This is a genomic window from Paucibacter hankyongi (assembly GCF_037482915.1).
GTDB classification, from domain to species: Bacteria; Pseudomonadota; Gammaproteobacteria; order Burkholderiales; family Burkholderiaceae_C; genus Paucibacter_A; species Paucibacter_A hankyongi.
Genome location: NZ_JBBHJX010000019.1, coordinates 48,898 through 70,125, shown reverse-complemented (window position 1 = coordinate 70,125; position 21,228 = coordinate 48,898). Strand labels below are relative to the sequence as shown.

Annotated in this window: 15 protein-coding genes; 9 read left to right on the top strand and 6 right to left on the bottom strand. The window is 66.4% G+C overall.

What is annotated here, in order from left to right:
• Window positions 1-282: 282 nt before the first annotated feature.
• Complete coding sequence (locus WG899_RS20010; RefSeq protein ID WP_339597423.1) at window positions 283-1,776, top strand: cytochrome c peroxidase; 1,494 nt, start codon at window positions 283-285, stop codon at window positions 1,774-1,776.
• 22 nt (window positions 1,777-1,798) lie between these two features.
• Here WG899_RS20010 and WG899_RS20005 read toward each other — a convergent pair whose 3' ends face one another.
• From WG899_RS20005 to WG899_RS19995, 3 genes are all read right to left on the bottom strand, one after another.
• Window positions 1,799-2,362: a GNAT family N-acetyltransferase gene (locus WG899_RS20005; RefSeq protein WP_339597422.1), complete on the bottom strand. Its 564-nt coding sequence runs from the start codon at window positions 2,360-2,362 to the stop codon at window positions 1,799-1,801.
• A gap of 45 nt (window positions 2,363-2,407) precedes the next feature.
• The gene (locus WG899_RS20000) at window positions 2,408-4,357 is read right to left on the bottom strand and encodes a serine hydrolase domain-containing protein (RefSeq protein ID WP_339597421.1); all 1,950 of its coding nucleotides are present in this window, start codon (window positions 4,355-4,357) and stop codon (window positions 2,408-2,410) included.
• 80 nt (window positions 4,358-4,437) lie between these two features.
• Window positions 4,438-5,502 carry an alpha/beta hydrolase family protein gene (locus WG899_RS19995; RefSeq protein WP_339597420.1) on the bottom strand — a complete coding sequence of 355 codons (1,065 nt, stop codon included), beginning with the start codon at window positions 5,500-5,502 and terminating at the stop codon, window positions 4,438-4,440.
• A gap of 226 nt (window positions 5,503-5,728) precedes the next feature.
• Here WG899_RS19995 and WG899_RS19990 point away from each other — a divergent pair, with 226 nt between their 5' ends.
• The 6 genes from WG899_RS19990 (at window position 5,729) to WG899_RS19965 (ending at window position 12,765) form a co-directional block, all read left to right on the top strand.
• Window positions 5,729-5,977: a hypothetical protein gene (locus tag WG899_RS19990; protein WP_339597419.1), complete on the top strand. Its 249-nt coding sequence runs from the start codon at window positions 5,729-5,731 to the stop codon at window positions 5,975-5,977.
• A gap of 111 nt (window positions 5,978-6,088) precedes the next feature.
• A complete protein-coding gene (locus WG899_RS19985) occupies window positions 6,089-6,475 on the top strand; it encodes a hypothetical protein (RefSeq protein WP_339597418.1) in 387 nt (128 codons plus the stop codon).
• Between the two features lie 57 nt (window positions 6,476-6,532).
• The gene (locus tag WG899_RS19980; RefSeq protein ID WP_339597417.1) at window positions 6,533-6,946 is read left to right on the top strand and encodes a hypothetical protein; all 414 of its coding nucleotides are present in this window, start codon (window positions 6,533-6,535) and stop codon (window positions 6,944-6,946) included.
• A gap of 130 nt (window positions 6,947-7,076) precedes the next feature.
• Window positions 7,077-8,369, top strand: coding sequence for a TolC family protein (locus WG899_RS19975; protein ID WP_339597416.1), 1,293 nt, complete (start codon window positions 7,077-7,079; stop codon window positions 8,367-8,369).
• Between the two features lie 38 nt (window positions 8,370-8,407).
• On the top strand, window positions 8,408-9,577 hold the full coding sequence (locus WG899_RS19970; RefSeq protein ID WP_339597415.1) for an efflux RND transporter periplasmic adaptor subunit: 1,170 nt from the start codon (window positions 8,408-8,410) through the stop codon (window positions 9,575-9,577).
• 17 nt (window positions 9,578-9,594) lie between these two features.
• A complete protein-coding gene (locus WG899_RS19965; protein ID WP_339597414.1) occupies window positions 9,595-12,765 on the top strand; it encodes an efflux RND transporter permease subunit in 3,171 nt (1,056 codons plus the stop codon).
• On the opposite strand, the gene pdxR is transcribed toward WG899_RS19965, so the two are convergent.
• Window positions 12,762-14,342 (bottom strand): MocR-like pyridoxine biosynthesis transcription factor PdxR, encoded by a 1,581-nt coding sequence (gene pdxR / locus WG899_RS19960; protein WP_339597413.1) that lies wholly within the window; start codon window positions 14,340-14,342, stop codon window positions 12,762-12,764. The two genes, WG899_RS19965 and pdxR, sit on opposite strands and share 4 nt — an antisense overlap.
• 128 nt (window positions 14,343-14,470) lie before the next feature.
• Here pdxR and WG899_RS19955 point away from each other — a divergent pair, with 128 nt between their 5' ends.
• Entirely contained in the window at window positions 14,471-15,094 is a 624-nt protein-coding gene (locus WG899_RS19955; protein ID WP_339597412.1) for an FMN-binding negative transcriptional regulator, read from the top strand.
• A 402-nt stretch (window positions 15,095-15,496) separates the two neighbouring features.
• Window positions 15,497-16,582: a GNAT family N-acetyltransferase gene (locus tag WG899_RS19950; RefSeq protein WP_339597411.1), complete on the top strand. Its 1,086-nt coding sequence runs from the start codon at window positions 15,497-15,499 to the stop codon at window positions 16,580-16,582.
• A gap of 12 nt (window positions 16,583-16,594) precedes the next feature.
• Here the strand turns inward: WG899_RS19950 and WG899_RS19945 are convergent, their stop codons facing one another.
• Both WG899_RS19945 and WG899_RS19940 read right to left on the bottom strand, forming a co-directional pair.
• Entirely contained in the window at window positions 16,595-17,740 is a 1,146-nt protein-coding gene (locus WG899_RS19945) for an OmpA family protein (RefSeq protein ID WP_339597410.1), read from the bottom strand.
• A gap of 65 nt (window positions 17,741-17,805) precedes the next feature.
• On the bottom strand, window positions 17,806-21,228 hold the full coding sequence (locus WG899_RS19940; protein ID WP_339597409.1) for a TonB-dependent receptor: 3,423 nt from the start codon (window positions 21,226-21,228) through the stop codon (window positions 17,806-17,808).

Below are 21,228 nucleotides of genomic sequence, written 5' to 3'. Positions count from 1 at the left end.
AATCACCTTGCTGATCTTTGCTCTGGCTTACCCTGCGATCCCTATTTGCCCGCCAAACAATCAGCACTCCTGAGGGTCAGATCGCCCAGAGCGAATACCAAAAAGTGCCTCGGAGTGTCGGAAGCCTCACTTGGGTAGAAGGCGACCGATTGCATCCTGACCGAGAAGTTGTGCCGCAAATGTGGACCTTCTTTTCTCAAGGGAAACATTAGCGAAAAACGGCAAAGGCACATTCAAGTCTTCGCCACTCCGCAGCCCTCTTTGGTGGCGGGCTGAAGCAGCATGAGTACCCCAGATTCCCTTCGACAGGCCGTGGTGGTGCGCACCGCGCTGAGTTTGCTCAGCTTCTTTGCCCTTTTGGCCAGTGCTGGCTGCGGGGGCGGAGGAAGCAGCAGCAGCGCCGCCGGCAACTCTTCTTCATCAACGACGCCCACCCCCATCGCCCAAGTCCCAGGAGCCCCCACCGGCCTGTCTGCCACTTCGGGCAATGCCCAAGTCAGTCTGGCCTTCACGGTGCCGGCCTCCGATGGCGGCGCGGCCATCAACAGTTACCTGGCCACCTGCAGCTTGGGCGCTCTGAGCTTCAGCGCCACCTCCACCGCCAGTCCGGCGGTGGTGACGGGCTTGGTCAATGGCAATAGCTACAACTGCTCTGTAGCGGCCACCAATCGCATCGGCACGGGTGCCGCATCGAGCGCGGTTCAGGCCTTGGCCTCAGCGGTGCCAGCGGTCTTGAACATCTCCATGGCGGCACCGGCCAATTACATTGCGCCCAGCCTGCCGCTGCACTACGACGCAGACCTGGCGGCGCAGGACAACAGCCCGCGCAATGACCCCGCCACCGACCGCATCGCCACCCTGGGCCGGGTGCTGTTCTATGACAAGGCCTTGAGCATCAACGACAGCGTGTCCTGCGCCTCTTGCCATCAGCAAGCGCAAGGCTTCAGCGATACAAAACGCTTCAGCAGCGGCTTCGCCGGCGGGCTGACCACGGCGCACGCCATGCGCCTGGGCAATCTCCGCTACTACCGCCCCGGCACCATGTTTTGGGACAAGCGAGCCGCCACCGTGGAGGCGCAGGCAGGCCAGCCAGTACAGAACAGCGTCGAGATGGGCTTTGACAGCGCACATGGCGGCTTGGTGGCAGTGGAAACCAAGCTGCAAGCCCTGCCCTATTACCCCGAACTGTTTCGCGCCGCGTTTGGCGACGTGACCGTGACCGAGGCGCGCGTTCGACGAGCAATTGCTCAGTTCGAGCGGGCCATGATCAGCAGCAACAGCCGCTGGGACACGGCCTATGCCGCGGTGTACGACGCAGCCCTGCCGGACAAGGGCATCTCCTTGCCGCTGGCCAGCTTCACGGCGCAAGAAGAACGTGGCCGCGCGCTGTTCATGCTGCCGCCGCCGCAGGGTGGCCTGGGCTGTGCGGGCTGCCACCAGCCGCCCAGCTTTGCCTTGTCACCGGGTTCGCTCAGCAATGGGCTTGACGCCGGCGAGACGGTAATCTTCAAGTCGCCCAGTTTGAAGAGCGTGGGGCGCTCCGGCGCCTTCATGCACGATGGCCGCTTCAGCAGCCTGGCGCAGGTGGTGGAGCACTACAACAGCGGCGTGCAACTGGGCCCGGCCTTGGACAACCGGCTCATCGCCGGGAACGGCCAGCCGCGCCGCCACAATCTGAGCGACAGCGACAAGGCGGCCTTGGTGGCCTTTTTGTTGACGCTGGATGACAACTCGCTGGCCACTGACCCCAAATTCTCAGACCCCTTCCGGCGCTGAGCAGCGCCAGCCCTCAGGGCGCTCAGTTGGCGGCCTGCGCCCGCCCCGCCAGCCACTCCGGCCGCAAGATGCCGTACACCGCGCCATCCACATAGGCGCCGCGAATAAAGATCACGCCGCGCAGCAAGCCTTCGTATTGCAAGCCGGCTTTTTCGGCGATGCGGCGCGAGGCGGTGTTGGCCGGGTCGGTGTTGCAGCAGATGCGGTGCACCGCCTCGAAGTTTTCGAACAGATAGTCCACCAGGGCGCACGCCGCGGCCGAGCCGTAACCTCGGCCGCGCAAGGCCGGGTCGTGGATGCTCCAGCCGATCTCGCGCGCGGTGGAATAACGATGGGCGAGAAAGTGCGAGACGCTGCCAATCACCGCCCCGCTCTCATCGCAGACCAGCAGTCGTTCGCCCGCGTCGCTGGAAAAGCCGTCTTCAGCAAAGCGCTTCTTGAGCGACTGCTCGCCGCTCAAGCGGCCCGACTCAAACTCGCTGCGCCCCTCGGGGCTGCCGGCCATTTGGATCAACAGGGGCAGATCGGATTCGCGAACGGGGCGCAGGCTGACGACGCGGCCCGGATTGGTGGTGGCGGTGTTCATGCGCTCAACCATAACAGCCCAATGACGCGCATCGTCGTGCTTTGCTCAACGCGCCACAAAGCGGTACTCATGCTGCGCATCGCGCATCACCAGCGTGGGCTTGACGGCCTTGTCGTCGCGCACCAGCTCGAAGCCAGCCTCGCCCGGGTCGATGGAGAAGTAGCTGTGCGTGCCGTCTTCGTTCTTGCGCAGCGCGACTTCGCTATCCCAGTGGGCGAACTTGAAGATCAGCTTGCCGCCCTTGGCTTTTTTCAGCACCTGCAGCGAGCCGAGTTCGGGGCTGTGGTAGCGGGCGGCCAGCGGCTTGATGGCTTCAGGCGGCACCGGCAGGGTCAGCAACTCGCGCTGCTTGTCGTTCTCAGCCTTACGGTTGGCGATGGCGACTTGCAGGCGCTCGTCAGCCTCGGGCTTGCCGTCAAACACCAGCTCCAGCAGCTTGCGTTGCAGCGGGCCGCGCAGCAACACGCCGGCGTCGGAGTTGGTCAAGATAGTCACGCCAATGCCGTACTCGGGCAGCCAAATCATATTGGAGTGAAAGCCCAGCATGTCGCCGCCATGCGAGGCGATGGTGATGCCGTACTGCTTGTCGATGAAGAGGCCCATGCCGTAGTAGGTGTCTTCACCCACCATCACTTGCGGCTTGTAGCGCTCGGCCCAGTTGGGCTCGCTGATCACCACCCGGCCATCGGGGGCGCGGCCCTTGCCGAGTTCCATCAGCACCCATTGGCTGAACTCGCGCGGGCTGGTCCACACCGCACCGGCCGGGCGGGCCGGCACGATGGTGTAGTTGACGTCCATGCTGGCGCGGCGGGTGCTGCCGTCAAAAGCGTCACCGTGTGGCTCGGCGTGGTTGCCGCTCAGGGCCTGCTTGTAGTCAAAGGTGGTGCGGTTCATGCCCAGCGGCTTGAACAGCAGCTCGCTCATGGCCTGGTCATAGGCCTTGCCGATTTCCACGCCCGGCTTCAGCGTGGCCGCAGCGATATAGCCGCCCGCGCCCACCATCAGATTGCTGTACTGAAACACCTCGCCAAACTTGGAGGTCGGCTTCATGCCGCTGAGTTGATCGAACGTGCTCTTGGCCGGCGCGGCGCCATTGGCGAAGATCCAGTCCAGGTCTTGACGCGGCATGCCGGTGCAGGCGCAAACCAGGTGCTTGATCAGCACGCTCTGGGTCACCTCGGGCTCGGCCAGCTTGAAGCCGGGGTAGGCCTGGGCGGCGGGCTGGTCCCAGCGCAGCTTGCCGGCGTCCACGGCCTTGGCCAGCAAGCCGGTGGTCATGGACTTGGTATTGCTGGCCGCCATGAACAAGGTGTCGGCATCCACAAGCTCGGGCTTGCCCAAGGCGCGCACGCCCAGGCCGCCGGCCCAGACCAGCTTGTTGCCATCGATAAAGCTCAGGCCCACGCCGGGCACGTCAAGCTTCTTCATGCCATCGGCGACAAAGGCCTTGAGCTGCTCGACCCGCTCGGGCGTGAGCGGCTTGGCGCTGCGGCCGGCGAAGCTCTCGCGCTCATAGCCCTTGGGGCGCAGGCTGGTGTAGAACTTGCCAATCGGCGAACCACGTTTTTCCAAAGTGGCTTGCGAGGCTTGCAGCAGCAAGACCACCCAGCCGCCATCGATGCTGGAGCGCCGCGCCAAAGCCTGGATCACCAGCTTCTCATTCGGCGAGGTCTCATAGTCAAACACCGACTGGTCCACCCAGCCATTGCGCTTGGGCCGAGGCGTGGCCAGCAGCAAGGTGCGTTTGAAATCGGGCTGCACCTGCCGCCAGGCCTGCGCCACGGCGTCCGCGGCGTCCTTGGCCTGGTCCTTGCCAAGCTCCACCACGGTGACCGTGGCATCGCCCTCGGGCGCAGTGAGGCGCAGCAGCGAGCCGGTCTGGCTGATCGCAAACGCCTCCGGCGGTGTGTAGCTATGGCCGGCCGAAGTGGTTTCGGCCTGAGCCCCCAAAGCGAAACAAGCGGCCAAGGCCGACACGATCAGCAAACGACGCATCAAGCGCTCCCAGTGTTGGAAGTGCCGATGTTAGAACGCGTTAGCTAGAGATGTCTGCGGTCATACCCTGACCCTCTTTCTCAGCGGAGCTGCTGATCAAAGAAGTGGGTGATTTCAGCAGCCGCCTGCTGCAAGAAAGCAGCGCGATCGAAGCCCGGCGGGTTGGCGGCGAGATCACCGTCGGGGCTGGGAATCGCGATGCTGGGGGTGTCCATGAAGGCGTAATGCCCTGCATGGGCCACCCGGCGCAGATTCGGTTCGGGCAGTTTGCTGGCGACCCACTCGGCATGAAAGCGCGGCACCAAGAAGCGGTCTTGCTCGGCCACATAGACCCGCGTTGGCACCTTCACTGCTGCTAGTGATTCGGGCGTGAACGGCACCCCGGTCGGGGCCATGGCCACCACCGCCCGAACACGCTCGTCGCGCAGCAGCGCTGTTGCAGCGACTGGGGCTGCGGGCTGGCTTGCTGCAGCACGGCCGACGCTGCAAAAAATCGGGTCAGCGGCGGCCTGAGTCTGGCAATGCTGCCGCACCCGGCTCAGATCGGGCTGCCCACCGGCCAGCGCCAGCACGGTGTAGCCGCCGGCCGAATGACCCAAGGCGCCGATGCGCGGACCCTGGGCGTCGCGAGCAATGCGGTCCTTCCAGGCGGGGTCGGCCAACAAGGCGTCAATGACCCGCGAGGCCTGGCGCGGCCGCTCCTCGAAATAGCGCTCGGGGTTTTGCTCGATCAGCGAGCGGTCTTGCCAGTTGTCGCCGGGGTGGCGCAGGGCGGCCACCAGATAACCGCTGCGAGCCAGCGCTTGGGCCAACACGCTGTGCGCCAACTCGCTGCCGCCGATGCCGTGGCTGAGCAGAATCAGCCCCTTGAGCTGGGCCACAGCCGGGCCGCCCGGCGCCACCTGCAGGGTGAAGGGTCCCATGGCCAGCGTGCGCGCAGTGGCTTGAGTCGGGTAGTACAGCGCCACCGTCGTGGCAGGCACATCGGGGCCAGTCGCCCGCGTTTGCAGTTGCGTCCAGCCGGCTTCATAGGCCGGCGCCTGGCTTTGTGACGGCATCGCTGGCTGGGCCATGGCCTGTACGGCGAGACAGAAGATCGCCGTGGCGGCGGCCAGCTTGGCGCTGTATTGTGTTCGTGGCTTCATTGGTAAATCAGAAAGTGTTGAGCGCGATTGTGAGAAGCAGCAGCCCTGCCGCCAAGCCGCCTGCGACGAATCCGCGCTGGCCCGGTGCGAGCGGCGCAAGGACGGCGCGAAGCGTTGGAGGGTCGGGGCTTGCGAGGCGCTTGCACGACGCTTCGATGCGCACCGCCGCTGGGCTCTGCGCCTGCTGTTCGCCGTCAGCGGGGTCTGGTTCTTCCGCATCGGCTTTATGTTGTGGATGCTGATCTTGCGCGCGCCGGTTGGCTTCAATCCCGACACCTTCACCGGCCCCTTTGTGACCGGCTGGACCTTCGGCCAGTTTTTGCTGCCGCTGGCCTTTTTGGAGGCCTACTTCCGCGCGCCCGGCTGGGGACCTGGCGCCGTGCGTGCGCTGAGCGTAGCGATCCTGCTCGCCAGCTTGGCCACCGCTGCGGGCATCGCTGGTGCCTGGATGGGCATGTGGGCGCCGCGCCTCTGAGTTGCATGGCCTTGCCCAGCGAGCGCCAGATTCGCCTCCCGCGGACAGGTCATTGAGGCTCGGCGAGGCTGTGGTGGAATCCACCCAAATCAGCGCTCTCCAGCCCACCCCATGCAACGCTTCTTCACCACCACCTTCCGCCCCTTCTTCTTGCTGACCGGTGCCATCACCGCCGGGGCGGGAGGCTTGGCTTTTCTGCCCGAGTGGACGCTGAAGACGATTTTTCAGCTGGACTATGTGCCGGCCTACACGGTGCTGGCCCAACACTGGGGGGCGATGGTGGGGCTGGTCGGGCTGGCCATGTTGCTGGCGGCGCTACGCAGCGAGTGGAGAGCGCCGATCCTGGTCTTCGTCGGGCTGGAGAAGGCCTGCATGGTGCTGCTGGTGCTCTTGCATTGGGGCGAGCCGGCCAGCACCGGCTTTGTGGGCGGCGCGCTGATGGATACGTTGGTGTCGCTCTACATCCTGGGCTACTTCTGGAGCCAGCGTCGCCGCTGATTCGGCATTCGCCCCCAGCGGCGCAAGGCCTTGAGGCGCGCCCCTATACTGCCGCCCATGTTGCGCCGCTGGTTCATCGTTGTGCTCTTGGCAATCTGTCTGCCGCTCCAAGGCTCTTTGGCCATGGCGCTGGGCTATTGCCTGCATGAAGACGAAACGACGAACACGCAGCAACAAGTGCATGCCGGTCACCATGAGCATCAGCATGCCCAGCAAAGCAAGGCCAGCAAGCCGCTAGACCAAGGCCAACAAGTCCAGAAAAAGGCTGCGGCCGACGCCGCCTCGCTGGACCATGGCGACTGCGCGCAATGCCATTTCGCCTGCAATCTGGGGGTGCCCAGCGACTGCGCCTCGCAGTTTGCACTGCTGCGCGAGACCCTGCGCCCGCAAGACGCGCCGCCGCGCACCGGTATGGCGCCCGACGCAATCGAGCGCGTGCCGCTTGCCGCGCCGACTTCAGCCTCGTTCTGAAGCCGGCCACGCGCAGCTCTCCATTCAGTTTCTCTTTGTGATTCGTCCGCCTGAGATTTGAGGCGGACCACTTCCTGCGTGTTTGTTTCGCTCGCCGGCTTCTCCCGTTTCGACGTTCACGGAGAAGTCCATGTCTTTACGACGACCTGTTTTTTTGAAGCAGCCCTGGCCCGCTTTGGCCTTGGGGTTTTGTTTGGCGCTACCCGGCCTGCCGCTGCGCGCCGCTGAGGCACCTGCAGCCACGGCAAACCAAGCCACGATCAACACCTTGGCCGAGGCCCTGGCCCAGGCTTGGCCGCGCCATCCCGCAGCGCGCAGCGCCAGCGCGGCGCAAGCGCTGATCGCCCAGCAGAACGAAGCCGCCGATCGCTGGCTGGCAGCCCCGCCCAGCTTGCAACTGTCGCGCCGCAGCGATGGCTGGGGCGGCGCAGCCCAAGGCCTGCGCGAGGACGAAGCCGCGTTGGAGTTGCCGCTGCGCTGGCCGGGTGAGCGCCAGGCCGAGCGCCGCAGCGCCGAAGCTCAAGGGCAACAGTGGAGCCGCGCCCAAGCCGCCGCCCGTTGGACCTTGAGTGGCGAGCTGCGCGAGGCTTGGTGGGCCTTGCGCCTGGCTGCCACCGAGCAGACGGCGGCCGAGCAGCAGCTGGCCAATCTGCAAGCGCTGCGCGCCGATGTGGAGCGGCGCCTGAAGGCCGGCGACCTGGCCCGGCTGGACCTGAACCAGGCCTTGTCGGCCGAGCAGACGGCTCAAGCTGCACTGGCCGAGGCTCAGGCGGCAAGGGCTGCGGCGCAAAGCGCCTGGGCCTTGCTGGTGGGTTCCGCCAGCACCAGCCCTGAGCCGCTGGACTCGACCTTTGACCCCGCCAGCGCGGAGGCGCCCGCTGCTACGTCGACGCAAGAGCATCCGGCCTTGAGCCTGCTGCAAGCCCGATATGCGCTGCTGAGCGCCCAGCTGGCGCGCGCCCAAGCCGGCAGCTACGCCGGCCCCACCGTGGGCCTGGCCTTGCTGCGCGAACGCGGCTCCAGCCTGGAGCCCGCCGCCAACAGCGCGCGGCTGACGCTGCGCCTGCCGCTGGGCCGCCAGCCGGAGGCCGGCTTGCAAGCGGCTCAGCTCGCCGCCGAGCGCGCCGAGCTGGAGGCCGAGATCGCGCGCTTCAGCGACGCCCAAGCCGCCGCCATCGCGCAGGCGCGCCAGCAGATGGCGCGCAGCGCCGAGCAAGCCGCGCTGGCCCAAAGCCGCCAGGCCTTGGCCGCCGATAGCTTAGGCCTGCAGCGCCGCGCCTTCAGCCTGGGCGCCATCGACCTGCCGACCCGGCTGCGCGCCGAGGCCGACAAGGCCCAGGCCGAGCTGGCCCTGGCCCGCGCCCGCATCGAACAACAACGCAGCGCCTCGCGCCTGAGCCAAGCCCTGGGCCTGACTCCATGAAGCACGCCGCCCTCGTTTTCAAAAAACATCCGATTGCCATGACACCTGTTCGCTCCGCTGGCCCCTTGTTGGCCACCCTGTTTTTCTCTTTGACACCGCTGGTCTCACAAGCCCATGGGGACCACGATGAAGCGCCCAAAACCAAGAAACCCGCTGCGGCGGCCGCCACCGCCCCCAGCGACAAGCCCAGCCGCCAGCCCGATGGCAGCGTGCATCTGCCCACCGCCACGCAAACGCAGCTGGGCATTCGCAGCGAGATCACCGAGCTGACAAGCCTGCCGCGCAGCGTCAGCCTGAACGGCCGGGTGCTGATGGACCCGAACGCCGGCGGCAAGGTGCAAGCCTTGTTCGCGGGCCGCATCGAAGCCGGTCCGCGCGGCCTGCCGGCCCTGGGCCAAACAGTGCGCAAGGGTGAAACCTTGGCCTGGGTGCGCGCCAGCCTGAGCCCCTCGGAAAAAGCCAGCTTGGACGCCACGCTGGCCGATCTGCGAGCCCAAGAAGCCGTGGCGCAAAGCAAGTTCAAGCGCCTGCAGCAGCTCGAAGGCAGCGTGCCCGAGCGTGAGATCGAAGCCGCCCGCTTCGAGCTGGATGGCCTGCGCCAGCGCTTGAAGGCCCAAGTCCCGGCACCACAAGGCGGCGAGCCGCTGCTGGCCCCGGTCAGCGGCGTGATCGCAGCCCGCCATGTGGTGGCCGGCCAGGTAGTCGATGCCAAAGAGGCGCTGTTCGAGATCGTCGACCCAGCGCGCTTGATCGTCGAAGCCGATGCCTTCGACGCCGCACTGGCTGGGCAAGTAGGCGGCGCCCATGCCTTGATCGGCACCGGCACCGGCAACGACTACAGCGCCAGCAGCCTGCCGCTGCGCTTTGTCGGCGCGGGCTTGAGCCTGCGCGAAGGCGCCCTGCCCTTGCAGTTCCGCACCAGTGCACAGCCGGGCCAGAGCGCGACGCCCTTGGCCCTGGGCCAGACGCTGAAGGTGCTGGTGCAGGCTCGCCAGAAGCTGGACGGCATCGCCGTGCCGCAAGCCGCCGTGGTCAAGAGCAGCAGCAATCTGGACATGGTCTGGGTGCAGACCGGGCCGCAGCGCTTTGAGCCGCGGCCGGTGCGCTGGGCGCCGCTGGATGGCGCCCTGGTAAGCGTGCAAGAAGGCCTGAAGGCCGGCGAGCGCGTGGTCGTGCAAGGCGCATCGCTGTTGCGCCAAGTGCGCTGAAATCAGGAGTCAGGACGATGTTTGCTTGGCTTTTGAATTTCTCTTTGCACAAGCGCCTGATGGTGCTTGTGGCGGCCCTGGCCTTGATGGTGCTGGGTGTCTTGGTCTTGCAGCGCACGCCGGTGGATGTGTTCCCCGACCTGAACCGACCGCAGGTGACGCTGCAGATCGAGGCCGGTGGCATGGCCCCGGAAGAGGTGGAGCAGCGCATCACCTTGCCGCTGGAGGCGGCCATGGGCGGCCTGCCCGGGGTGGAATCGGTGCGCTCGGTCTCTTCGGTTGGTTTGGCCTTTGTCTACATCAGCTTCGGCTGGGACACCGAGATCTACCGTGCCCGCCAGATGGTGTCGGAGCGCCTGAGCAGCGTGCGTGAGCAGCTGCCGGCCGGCATCAGCCACGCCGGCATGGGGCCGGTGAGCTCCATCATGGGCGAGATCATGCTGATCGCGATTCCCTACGAAGCAAAGCCCGAGGCAAGCGCCAACGCGGACGCCATCAAGCCGGAATTCGCCACCCGCGAATACGCCGACTTCGTGCTGCGCCCGCGCCTGCTGGGCCTGCCCGGCGTGGCCCAGGTCATCCCCATCGGCGGAGAACTGCGCCAGTACCAGGTGCAGCCAGATGCCGCTCGCATGGCGGCGCTGGGCGTGTCGCTCGACGCGCTCACGACAGCCCTGCGCGGCTTCTCGGGGAATAGCTCGGGTGGCTATGTGGAGTTGGGCGGACGCGAGGTGTTGATCCGCCATATCGGTCGCGAAGGTGGCGCCCAAGGCCGGCTGCAAGACCTGCAGCGCCTGCCGGTGGCCTACGCCAATGGCCGGACGATTCTGCTCGAGCAAGTCGCCCAGGTCGGTTTTGCCCCGGCGCTGAAACGCGGCGATGCCGGCTTCGGCGGCCAGCCGGCGGTGATTCTGGGCGTGCAAAAGCAGCCCGGCGCCGACACGGTGGCGCTGACAAAACAGATCGAACGCGCGCTGACCGAGATGAAGCCGGGCTTGCCGGCCGGCATCTCGGCGCCGCAGGTGAGCTTTCGCCAGGCCAGCTTTATTGAGGCTTCGATCGGCACGCTGCAGGGCAAGCTGATCAGCGCGGCCGTCATCGTGGCGGTGGTGCTGTACTTCTTCTTGGCGAATGCGCGCACCACGCTGATCTCGCTGGCCGCCATTCCGGTCTCGCTCTTGATCACCGTGCTGGTGCTGCGTTACTTCGGACTGTCCATCAACACCATGACGCTGGGCGGCCTCGCGATTGCCCTGGGCGAGTTGGTGGACGACGCGGTGGTGGGGGTGGAAAACACCTTGCGCCGCTTAAAGGAGAACCGCCAGCAAGACTCACCGCAGGCCGCCCTGCCGCTGATCCTGAAGGCGACGCTGGAGGTGCGCTCGGCCATCGTGTTAGCAACGCTGATCATCGTGTTGGTGTTCCTGCCGCTGTTCTTCTTGCCCGGCATTGAGGGACGGCTGTTCATACCGCTGGGCCTGGCCTATATCGTTGCCATCCTGGCCTCGATGTTGGTCAGCGTGACGCTGACGCCGGTGCTGGCCTTCTACCTGCTGCCGCAGATGAAGAGCCTGGACCATGCCGAGCCCGGCGCGGTGCGCTGGATCAAGCGCCACTACGAGCGCGCGCTGAGCTGGGCCTTGGGCCATGGCCGTTTAATGCTGGGCGTGGCCGGGCTGGCGGTGCTGCTGGCTGCGGCCAGCGTGCCCTTCTTTGCCCGCACCTTTTTGCCGCCTTTCAATGAAGGCGCGGTGCTGGTCGGCCTGCGCCTGAACCCGGGCACCACGCTGGAGGAATCGGTGCGCATCGCCAAGCAAGCCGAGTTGGCGCTGGCCGAAGTGCCCGAGGTGGTGCATGTGGGGCGCCGCTCCGGCCGCGCTGAGTTGGACGAGCATGCCGAGGGCGTGCACACCTCGGAGCTGGACCTGAAGATGCAGCCCAGTCAGCGCAGCAATGAAGCGGTTTACGCCGACATCCGCGCGCGCTTGGCGCCGCTGCCGGCATCGATCAGCATCGGTCAGCCGATCAGCCACCGCATCGACCACATGCTCTCGGGCGTGCGCAGCCAGATCGCGCTGAAGCTCTATGGCGAGGACCTGGACCTCTTGCGCGCCGAGGCCGAGCGCCTGCGCGCGGCGCTGGCTGGCATCCCTGGCTTGGGTGACTTGGAGATCGAGAAGCAGGTGCTCACGCCGCAATTGCTGGTGCGCGTGGATGCAGCCGCTGCGGAGCGCCACGGCCTGGCCCCCGCTCAGCTGCTGGAGCAATTGCAGACCCTGGTGGCCGGTGAACAGCTGGCCCAGGTGGTGGAAGGCAAGCGCAGCTTTGGCCTGGTCTTGCGTCTGGCCGAGTCGGCGCGTGGGCCGGAGGCCCTGGCCGGCCTGATGATCCAGACCCCGGCCGGCGCGCTGCCGCTGTCCAGCTTGGCGCGTATCGAAGAGAGCGATGGCCCGAACCAGATCCTGCGCGACGAAGGCAAGCGCCGCATCGTGATCTCGGCCAATGCTTCGGAGCGGCCTTTGTCCGATGTGGTGGCCGATATCCGCAAGGTGCTGGCCGAGCAGACCTTGCCGCCGGGCTACTTCACCGAGCTGGGCGGGCAATTCGCCGCGCAGGAAGAGGCCAGTCGTTTGATCGGGCTCTTGTCCATCGCCTCCGCGGCCCTGGTCTTGATGCTGCTGTACAGCCGCTACCAAAGCATGGCGCTGAGCCTGTTGATTATGGCGAACGTGCCTTTGGCTCTGGTGGGCTCGGTCTTGGCGCTGTGGATCTCGGGCCAGCCGCTGAGTGTGGCGGCGCTGATCGGCTTCATCACCCTGGCCGGCATCTCCACCCGCAACGGCATTCTGAAGATCAGCCACTACGTCAATCTCTGCGCCTTTGAGGGCCAGCGCTTTGGCCCGGCCATGCTGCTGCGCGGCTCGCTCGAGCGCCTGACGCCGGTCTTGATGACGGCGCTGGTGGCCGCTCTGGCGCTGGCGCCGCTGCTGTTTGAAGCCGAGCGACCCGGCACCGAGATCTTGCACCCGGTGGCGGTGGTGATCTTTGGCGGCCTGATCAGCTCGACGCTGCTGGACAGCTTCTTGACGCCGGTTTTGGTGGCGATGTTCGGCCGCCCTGCGATTGAGCGCCTGGTCGGACAGATTGCCGACGAAGGCGCGCAAGGCAAGGCGGTGGAGGCCTTCTAGGCCCCCATCTCAGCGGGTGGGTTGGCGGCCAGTAATACCGGCCGCCACGCCCGCCCCAAGACCTGCGTGGCCCGGCGAATCTCCGCCGGGCCCACGGTGGCAAAGCCCAGCGTCAGGCCGGCGAGGCTGCTGTGCGCCGGCAGCCCGCCCACCAGGGCAAGGCTGCCGATCTCAATGCCAGCGGCCAGTGCCGCCCGGTGCAGCTGCACTTCCAAAGCGCGGCTGGGCAGCGGCAAAAAGGCCTGCAGCCCGGCATCCACCGGCTGCAGCTTCAGCTGCGCCGCCCAAGCCGGCGGCAGCTGTGGCAACAAGAGCTGGCTCCAGGCCTGCATCAAGGCATCACGCCGCTGCCGCGCACCGCGCCGCATGCGCCGCACATGGCGCAAGAAATGACCCTCGGCCATGAAGTCGGCCATCACCACCTGATCGGCAATCGACGACTGCCGATCCAACATCGAACGCAGCCGCGCCAGCTGGGGCACCCAGGCCTTGGGGGCCACCAGATAGCCCAGGCGCAGGCCCGGAAACAAGAGCTTGGAAAAGCTGCCGATGTAGAGCGTGCGCTGCTGCGCGCGTGCATTCAAAGCCGAGAGCGGCGCCAGCGGCAGGCCGCTGAAGCTGTATTCGCCGTCGTAATCGTCTTCCAAAAGCCAGGCCTGATGCCGCTCCGCCCAGTCCAGCAGATCGAGCCGGCGCTGCAAAGGCATAGCCACGCCGGTCGGGTATTGGTGCGAGGGCGTGATGTAGAGCAGCTTGAGCGCCTGAGCAGAGCCGGCCCGGCCCAAGGCCTCCAGCGCACTGACCCGCAGGCCCTGCTCGTCCACCGGCACCGGGACCACAGTCGCACCACTCAAGCCCAGAGCCGCTGCCGCAGCGCGGTAGCCTGGCGACTCCATGCCGACCCGATCGCCCGGCTGCAACAAGGCCAGCGCGGCCATGGCAATGGCCTGCTGCGAACCGGCGGTGACGATCACCTGCTCGGCGCTGCAGGGCAAGCCGCGCGAATGGCTCAGGTAGCTGGCAATCAACTCACGCAGACGCGGCAGACCGGCGGCTTCGGAATAGCTGAGGCTGGCGATTTCATGGTCGGGCGCACCCTGCCGAATGCCGCGCGCCTGGCGGCGCCAAAAGCGCGCTTGCAGCCGCGACCACAGCGCATGCGGAAACAGATCCAGCGCCGGCAGGCCATAGCGAAAAGCACGCGGTGTGGGCGGCGCCACCGGCGTGGGTTCGTAGTCCAGCAGGCGCTGCCACAGCGGCGTGCTGGGCTCGCTGGCAGAAGGTGGCTGTTTCTGCGGCGAGACCTCACGGTTCGCCTGCGGCAAGCCCTCGATCGCCGCCACAAAGCAGCCCGCGCCCAATCGCGTCAGCAAGCAGCCTTCGCTGCTCAATTGCTCATAGGCCCGCACAACGGTGTTGCGCGAGACGCCGAGTGCGCGCGCCAGATCCCGGCTGGTTGGCAACTGGGCGCCGGCCTGCAACTCACCTTGCAAGATCTTGGCCTTGAGCTGTGCATGGATCTGCTGGCTCAAGCCCCCACGCGCCTCCAAGCGCAAGCCGGTCGCGTCAAAGGGCAAGGGTGCATGCGCTGTCGCGTTTGAAATTGGACCCATTGAATTGACAAAAATTGGATCTTTCATCGTACCAAGGTCGCGCCTATGCTTCGAGCAACTGATTCCCCTCGCCCTCCGAAAGCGCGCAGCTCATGTACCAACCCGCTCATTTCGTTTCGAAAGAATTGGCCCAAGCCAAGCGCTTGATGGCCGCCTACCCCTTGGCTTTGCTGCTCGGCCCCGACGCCCAGGGCCAGAGCTTTGGCACCCATGTGCCGCTGACGGTCATCGACGGTGAAGACCTGATGATCGAAGGCCATATGGCGCGCGCCAACCCGCATTGGGCCTGGCTTGCCGCCCTGCACGAGCAAGGGCGAGAAGTACACGCCGTCTTCAATGGGCCGGGCGCCTATGTGTCGCCCAGCCACTACGACAGCGCGCTGAATGTGCCGACTTGGAACTACGCCGCATTGCATTTGTATGGTCGCCTGGAGTTGGTGCAAGACCCCGAGGCCAAAGACGCTTTGCTGAAACGCCTGATCGCCCAGTTTGAACCCGGCTATGCCGCGCAATGGCGCGCCCTGCCTGCGGACTTTCAGCAAAAGTTGCTGGGCGCCATCGTCGGCTTTCGCCTGCATGTGCAGCGCTGGGAAGGCAAGTTCAAGCTGAGCCAGAACCGCAGCGCCGCCGAGCGCGCCCGCATTCAAACCGCCCTGGCCAGCGGCACTCCCAGCGAGCAAGATGTGGCGGCTTGGATGGCGCATATGGGGCTTTGAGGCTGTGCCATTTCATGCGCTCGCCCATGCCAAGGCTTGACCGAAATGCTCCACACCAGACCCAGCGGTGCTCGAGCAGGCCGACTGGGCACTCCGCCCCGCTCCTGTCCCCCGCCCCAGGCTACGCCCGGGGCTCCTCCTTTACCTCGCGGTTCAGAGCGCCCAGCCGTCCTGCTCCGGCAGGAACATTTTTCGCGGAACAGAAGTCGCCAAGTGCGTCGGGTGTACGGTGAAGCGAAGTAAAGGGGGAGGGTCTGGCGCAGCCAGAGCCGGAGGACATGAGCGGCACCGTGCGCCCGGCGTGCTTGGCCAGCGCAAACCCACTCGCCGCGCAAAGCTTGGGCCCTTCAACGACAACCGAAGTTCGACGATGTTCCAGTTTCCCTTTCTTTGGATCCCATCATGACCCTACCTCCAATCATTCCCATGCAAGTGACCCCGCTCACGCTCCAAGGCCCACACCTGCGGCTAGAGCCTTTGTCACTCGCCCATCTGCCGGGGCTGACCGAGGTCGGCCTGGACCCAGATTTGTGGCGCTGGATTCCCAATCAAGTGCGCAGTGCCGCCGATATGCGGGCTTATGTGGAGCAAGCACTGGCCGAGCAGCTGAGCGGCAGCAGCCTGCCTTTTGCCTTGGTGTTGGCGGGGCCGGATGAGAAGGACGGCCCCATCATCGGCTGCACCCGCTTCGGCAATATCTCGCTGCGTGACCGCCGGCTGGAGATTGGTTGGACCTGGGTTGCAAAAGCCTGGCAGCGCAGCTGCGTCAATACCGAGGCCAAAACGCTCTTGCTGACCCATGCTTTTGATACGCTGGGGGCACACCGGGTCGAACTGAAGACCGATTTTCTGAATGAGAAATCGCGTGCGGCCATTGCCCGCATCGGCGCACAACAAGAAGGCATCTTCCGCCGCCATGTGCAGACCGACACCGGCCGCGTGCGCGATACCGTCTACTTCGCCATCATCGACAGCGAGTGGCCCGAGGTGAAAAGATCGCTTGCAGCACATGGCTGCGCGCCAAAGCGCATGAGGCCCGAGGCGGACAAGCCCTCAGCTCCCGAGGGTCAGGTCTTGCTCAAGCATGAGCTGGACGAGGTGGATTGGCTCGCGCTGGTCGATGTGTTTGAGCGCGCGCTGCTGGGCACCCGCGACCCCAAGCTCTTGGAGCAGAGCTTTCGCAACAGCAGCGTGTGCTGCTTTGCCTATCGAGACGGCCAGATCGTCGGCGCCGGGCGGGCCTTGAGCGACCGGCTGACCTGGACCGTGATCTTCGACGTGGCGCTGGCGCCCGAGGTTCAAGGTTTAGGACTGGGCCGCGCCATCATGCAAGACCTGCAGACCCGCGCGGGCGGCGCCCAGACGATGCTGTACGCGGCGCCGGGCAAAGAGCCGTTTTACGAGCACCTGGGCTTTCACCGCATGAAGACCGCCATGGCCCAGTTTGCCAACCCCGAGCGCGCCCGCGAGCGCGGCTTCATCGGCTGAGGCCGCGGCAGCTCAAGGCTTATCAGCCTCGGCCACCGGCGTAGAACTCGGCGGCACCGGAAAGCGCACCCCCACGACCGCAATCTCGACCCGACGGTTCGGCTGCAGGCAGGCGATCAAGGGCTTGCGGTCGGTGGCGGCCTTTTCGTAGAGCGCATCAGGGCAGGCATGGATGGGCTGGCGCGGGCCCATGCCATAAGCGGCGATGGGGCCGCTGACCTGCAGCGCCAGCAGACGGTCGCGCACGGTTTCGGCGCGGCGCCAGGCCAGGTGGTCATTGCGCGCGGCGCTGCCCAGATGATCGGTGTGGCCGACCACCTGCACATGGTCGATGCGCTGATAGTCCTGGCGCAGGCTCAGGGCCAAGTGCTCCAAGGCCTCGCGGCCGCCGGGCAACAAGGACGCCAGATCGGAGCGATTGAACTTGAACAAGGCGTCGCCGCTGAGCGTCCATTTCTGGGTGCTGACAACAGCTGCCGGCGCGGGCGGCGCTGGGCGCGGCGCGGCAGCCAGAACCGGTACGGGCTTGGCGGCTTCGGCGGCGGCGCAGGCCTCGGCGCCACGTTGCGCGCGGACCAGTTGCTGCTCGGCCATGCCCACATAGGGCGCGGCGTGGCGCCATTGCAGCTGGGTTTGCTCATGACCTGCATGCACCAGCTCGACCTCGGCACAGGCCACCAGCGCCTGCACACAGGCGGCACCGGGGGCCTTCTTCAAAGCCGCGGCCTGCGCCCAAAGATCCTCACGCAAACGCTCGGCGCCGTTGATCAAGGGGCTGGCCAGGGCCGGGTCTTCAGCGCCTTGGAGCGCGGCGCCCTGCTCCAGATAACGCGCAATCGCCTGGGACTGCTGCAAGGCCAGCTCGGGGAAGGCGCTACGGTCATTGCGGGCATATTCATGCCGGGCCACATCCAGCCAGCATTGGGCCTTGGCCATGCTGTAGTCGCTGAGCGGGATGCGGCGGCCCGTGCCATTGAGGCTGCGCAGACGCTGCTGCTGGGCTTCAAACTGCTGCAGATCGGCGCCAATCGCAGCGTCGCTGATGCGCGCATCGGGCGGGGTCAGGCTTTGCGCCAAGGCAGGCACGGCGCACAGGGCCAGCAAGGACGACAGCAACCAGGGCTTCGAGGCGGTAGAAAAGAAGAACGGTGTGTTCATGGCGAGGTGTTCTTGGATGGCGTCAATCGGTTGGGGTCGGCTGGGCAGGACGGGGCGGCAGCGGCTCAAGGCTGCTCGCCACCGCTGCTGCTACCGCCCCAGTTCTTGAACAGCTGCTGGTCAAACTTGAAGCGCAGGCGCAGATAGACGCCGCGCGCGGTGTAGTCGCTGCTGAGGTCGCGGTCACTGAAGCCACTGAAGTTGTAGCCGGCGCTGAGCCAGAGGTTTTGCCGCAGCAAATAGCCGGCTTCCACGCCGACGGCGGTCTGGCGGCTGTTGCTGGCCTCATCGCCAAAGCCTTGCATGTGGCTCAGCAGCAGGCCCAGGTCCCAGCGTTCGCTGATGTCATAGACCACCCGGCCGCCCAGCAGCCAGGCGCTGTAGCGGCTGAGGGCCGCGCCCTCATTGAGCGGGAACTGTTCATTCACTTGCTTGGCCGCCAAGCGCGCACTCCACCACCAAGGCCGTGAAGGGTGGAAGTTGGCATGCACGCTGGCCAGAGCCACACGGCGCCATTCGTCCAGGCCGTTGACATTGGTCTCGGCCTTGTACTCCAGCATCGACAGCAGGTCCCAGCGGTTGTTGTCCACCGGCCGGTAGGCGGCGCCGAACTGCAGGCGGTTCTGCCAACCATTGGCACGCAGGCCGTGGTTGTCTTGGCCGAGGTGGTAGTCGCGCAGCAGGCCGGTCCAGTCGCGGCTGAGCTTGCGCGCTGCGGCCAGTGTGATCAAGAGGCTGTCTTGCTGACCATTGACCGTCTTGATGCTGCCATCGGGCTGCGGCAGGCCCAGGCTGGCGCCATCGAGCCGGCGCCACTCGACGCGGGCCGAGCCCTTCCACAGCTCGGAGCCGGTGTAGTCCACGCTGCTGCTCAAGGCGGTGGCGGTTTGCGGCTGATCGGCGCTGATCTGCAGGCGCTCGGCGCCGCCGGTCACCAACACACCCTCATTCAACTGCCAGGCATGGCGCACGCCGCTGGCCAGCTGTTGCTCCTGGCCTTGGGCCGCGTCGCGCAGGCGGTACTCGCTGAAGAAATTGCCGCCGCGCAGATAGCTTGAATCGACACCTACCGAGAGGCTGTGGCTGCGCGGGCCGGCGTCCAGCCCGTAGTAGGAGGCCAGGCCGCTCTGCGTCTCGGCGCGGGCATACAGGCCGGTGCGCTCAGCCACCTGGTAGCGGGCGCCCAGCTGCAGCCGGTGCTGCTGGCTGTTGGTCAAACCGCCCTCGGCCTGGGCGCTCAGGCTCAAGGCCTCGCCGACCTGGGCGCGTAGGCCGACAAAGGCGGTGTTGCTGTTCAGGTCCGGCACCAGGCCCGGGTTGAGGCCGCCGCCGATGCCGATATTGTTGAGATTGCCCAGCCCGGCCGAGCCGTTCAGCAAGGTCGAACCATTGCCCGGAATGCCTCCAGCGGAGCCGGGAGCGAAGGCGCTGCCCGGCGCTGGGTTGTCGCCAATGCCGGCGGCAAGACCCGCCACGCGGCCCTGCTCCTGGCTGTGGCGCAAACCGCCGCTGAGCTGCAAGCCCGGCTGCAACTGTTGGCTCAGCGTGACGCTGGCGCCGCTGCGCTTGGCATCGCTGGCCAGGTCTTGAATCTCGCGCGCCTCGACGCTCAGGTTCAGGCCTTCTTTGAGCTGCGCGCTGAGCTGGGCGCCCATCTGGCGGGTGCCGGGCGTGACACCGGCATTGGCATTGCCAAAGTCCAGGTCGGCGCGTTGCGCCCAGGCGCGCAGCTTGAGGCTCTCGCCATCGTGGAAGAGTTCCAGACGCTGGGCCGTGCCGCTCACTTCATCGCCCATTGGCGTTGCTGCCGCGGCCAGCGGCATCACCCCATTCAGCAGGCGGCCTTCGGTCTGCGCGGCCTCGGCCACCAGCGTGGTCTTCTCGGCCACCTTGAATCCGCTATTCACGCTGCGCAGGCGGAAGCGCTGCAGCGGATTGCGATCCTCGACCAGGCTGCCGCCCACCGTCAGGGCCGGGCTCAGATTGATTTGACCGTCGGCGCCGAAGAGCCAGAAGCTCTCGCCGCCCTGGTCCACCTCATAGCTGATGCGCAGGCTTTGCGGATTGCCCATTTCATCGAGACTGGCCAAGGGCCGCGCCAGCAAGACCCGGCCGCTGAAGGGCTCGAAGGAATAGTCGACCCAGCGCTGCAAGGGCTGGCTGCTGAGGATGCGGCGCAGGTCGTTCTTGTCGCGCACCAGCACCTCGATCTTGTCGCTGTTCTCCAGCGCATGGCTGCTGGAAACGGCGAAAGGCCCGCTGGTGCCATTGGCGCGAATCTCATCGACCGCCTGGCGCAAGGTGTCGCGGCTGGCGTAGACATTGCCCACGCCCTGCGTGTTCTCGACATGGCCACGCAGGCCATTGAGCGTGCGGTTGTACTGGCCAAGCTGGCTTAAGGGGCTGCCCGCCACCAAGCCGGAGCCGGCCGACTGGGTGAAGCCGCTGCCGGTGTTGAAGTCGCCGTACAGCACAAAGCTGCGCTTCTGGTCGATGCGCACAAACAGCTTGCCGGAGCTGCGCGCCTCGAAGCCGCTGATGCTGGCGTCGCCATAGACCGGGTAATAGGCGTCGGGGCGCACGTCCTGCAGCAGGCGCTGGCGGCTCTCTTTTTCAGAGTCGTAGCTCAAGGTCAGCAGCGCGTCGCCGCGAATCTTGCCCTTCAGGAACATTGCGGCGCGGGCCGCGGCCGTGCCCTTGTCGCCGTCGAAGCGGCGGCTCCAGGCCCGCAGCTCTTGCTCGAAGCCGTCTTCCAGGCGCACCGGGGTGACGTTGCTGTCGTAGTGCTGCTTGTTGATGCGCAGAATGCCTTCGATCAAACCGGCCGCCACCATCTCGCGCAGCTCGGCGTCAAAGGGCAGCAAGCCCTCGACCACGGTCTCGCCGGCGCTGATGCGCAGGCGCACATCTTGCGGGTTGACCGGCGCCACCAGCACGAAGCGGGCCTCGCCGTTTTCCAGCCGCAGCTGGGTGCCGGGGGTGCGGCGGTCTTGGTCCAGGCGCGGTGCCATCAGCGAACTGGCACCTGAGTCGGCCAACTCCAGGCGCCCGCCGCTGTGCTCCAGCGTCAGCAGCGCGGCCTCTTGCACCGGCGCGCCGCTGGCGGTGAAGGCGCGCACCGTGACCTGCAATCGGCTCACCCCATCGGCCGGCACGCCGGCCCCGGTGATCTTGAGTTCCAGCCGCGCCACCTGCGCATTCAGCGCATAAGGGCCCTCTTTCAAGGGCTTGGCCAAGCTGCTGAATTCGAGTTCACCGACCGGCGAGCGATACAGGGTGGCGCGATCGCCCAGCTCGCCCATCATGCGCAGTTGCAGCGGCGCGGCGCTGTCCTGGGCCCAGGCGAGCCCGGGCAGCAAGAGCAGGGAGACCGCCGTGGCCAGCGGACTCAGCAGCGCCGGGCGGGTGCGCCGGCGGGTGGGTGCGTCTGGCCCGGCGATGGGGCAATTCATGCGGGGCAGCGCCAACATAAGCGTCTTCTTGTTCAT

Excerpts from the sequence above, each read along its gene's own strand:
- WG899_RS20010 (WP_339597423.1), top strand. The coding sequence starts at position 283 with ATGAGTACCCCAGATTCCCTTCGACAGGCCGTGGTGGTGCGCACCGCG.
- WG899_RS20005 (WP_339597422.1), bottom strand. The coding sequence starts at position 2,362 with ATGAACACCGCCACCACCAATCCGGGCCGCGTCGTCAGCCTGCGCCCC.
- WG899_RS20000 (WP_339597421.1), bottom strand. The coding sequence starts at position 4,357 with ATGCGTCGTTTGCTGATCGTGTCGGCCTTGGCCGCTTGTTTCGCTTTG.
- WG899_RS19995 (WP_339597420.1), bottom strand. The coding sequence starts at position 5,502 with ATGAAGCCACGAACACAATACAGCGCCAAGCTGGCCGCCGCCACGGCG.
- WG899_RS19990 (WP_339597419.1), top strand. The coding sequence starts at position 5,729 with ATGTTGTGGATGCTGATCTTGCGCGCGCCGGTTGGCTTCAATCCCGAC.
- WG899_RS19985 (WP_339597418.1), top strand. The coding sequence starts at position 6,089 with ATGCAACGCTTCTTCACCACCACCTTCCGCCCCTTCTTCTTGCTGACC.
- WG899_RS19980 (WP_339597417.1), top strand. The coding sequence starts at position 6,533 with ATGTTGCGCCGCTGGTTCATCGTTGTGCTCTTGGCAATCTGTCTGCCG.
- WG899_RS19975 (WP_339597416.1), top strand. The coding sequence starts at position 7,077 with ATGTCTTTACGACGACCTGTTTTTTTGAAGCAGCCCTGGCCCGCTTTG.
- WG899_RS19970 (WP_339597415.1), top strand. The coding sequence starts at position 8,408 with ATGACACCTGTTCGCTCCGCTGGCCCCTTGTTGGCCACCCTGTTTTTC.
- WG899_RS19965 (WP_339597414.1), top strand. The coding sequence starts at position 9,595 with ATGTTTGCTTGGCTTTTGAATTTCTCTTTGCACAAGCGCCTGATGGTG.
- WG899_RS19955 (WP_339597412.1), top strand. The coding sequence starts at position 14,471 with ATGTACCAACCCGCTCATTTCGTTTCGAAAGAATTGGCCCAAGCCAAG.
- WG899_RS19950 (WP_339597411.1), top strand. The coding sequence starts at position 15,497 with ATGACCCTACCTCCAATCATTCCCATGCAAGTGACCCCGCTCACGCTC.
- WG899_RS19945 (WP_339597410.1), bottom strand. The coding sequence starts at position 17,740 with ATGAACACACCGTTCTTCTTTTCTACCGCCTCGAAGCCCTGGTTGCTG.
- WG899_RS19940 (WP_339597409.1), bottom strand. The coding sequence starts at position 21,228 with ATGAACAAGAAGACGCTTATGTTGGCGCTGCCCCGCATGAATTGCCCC.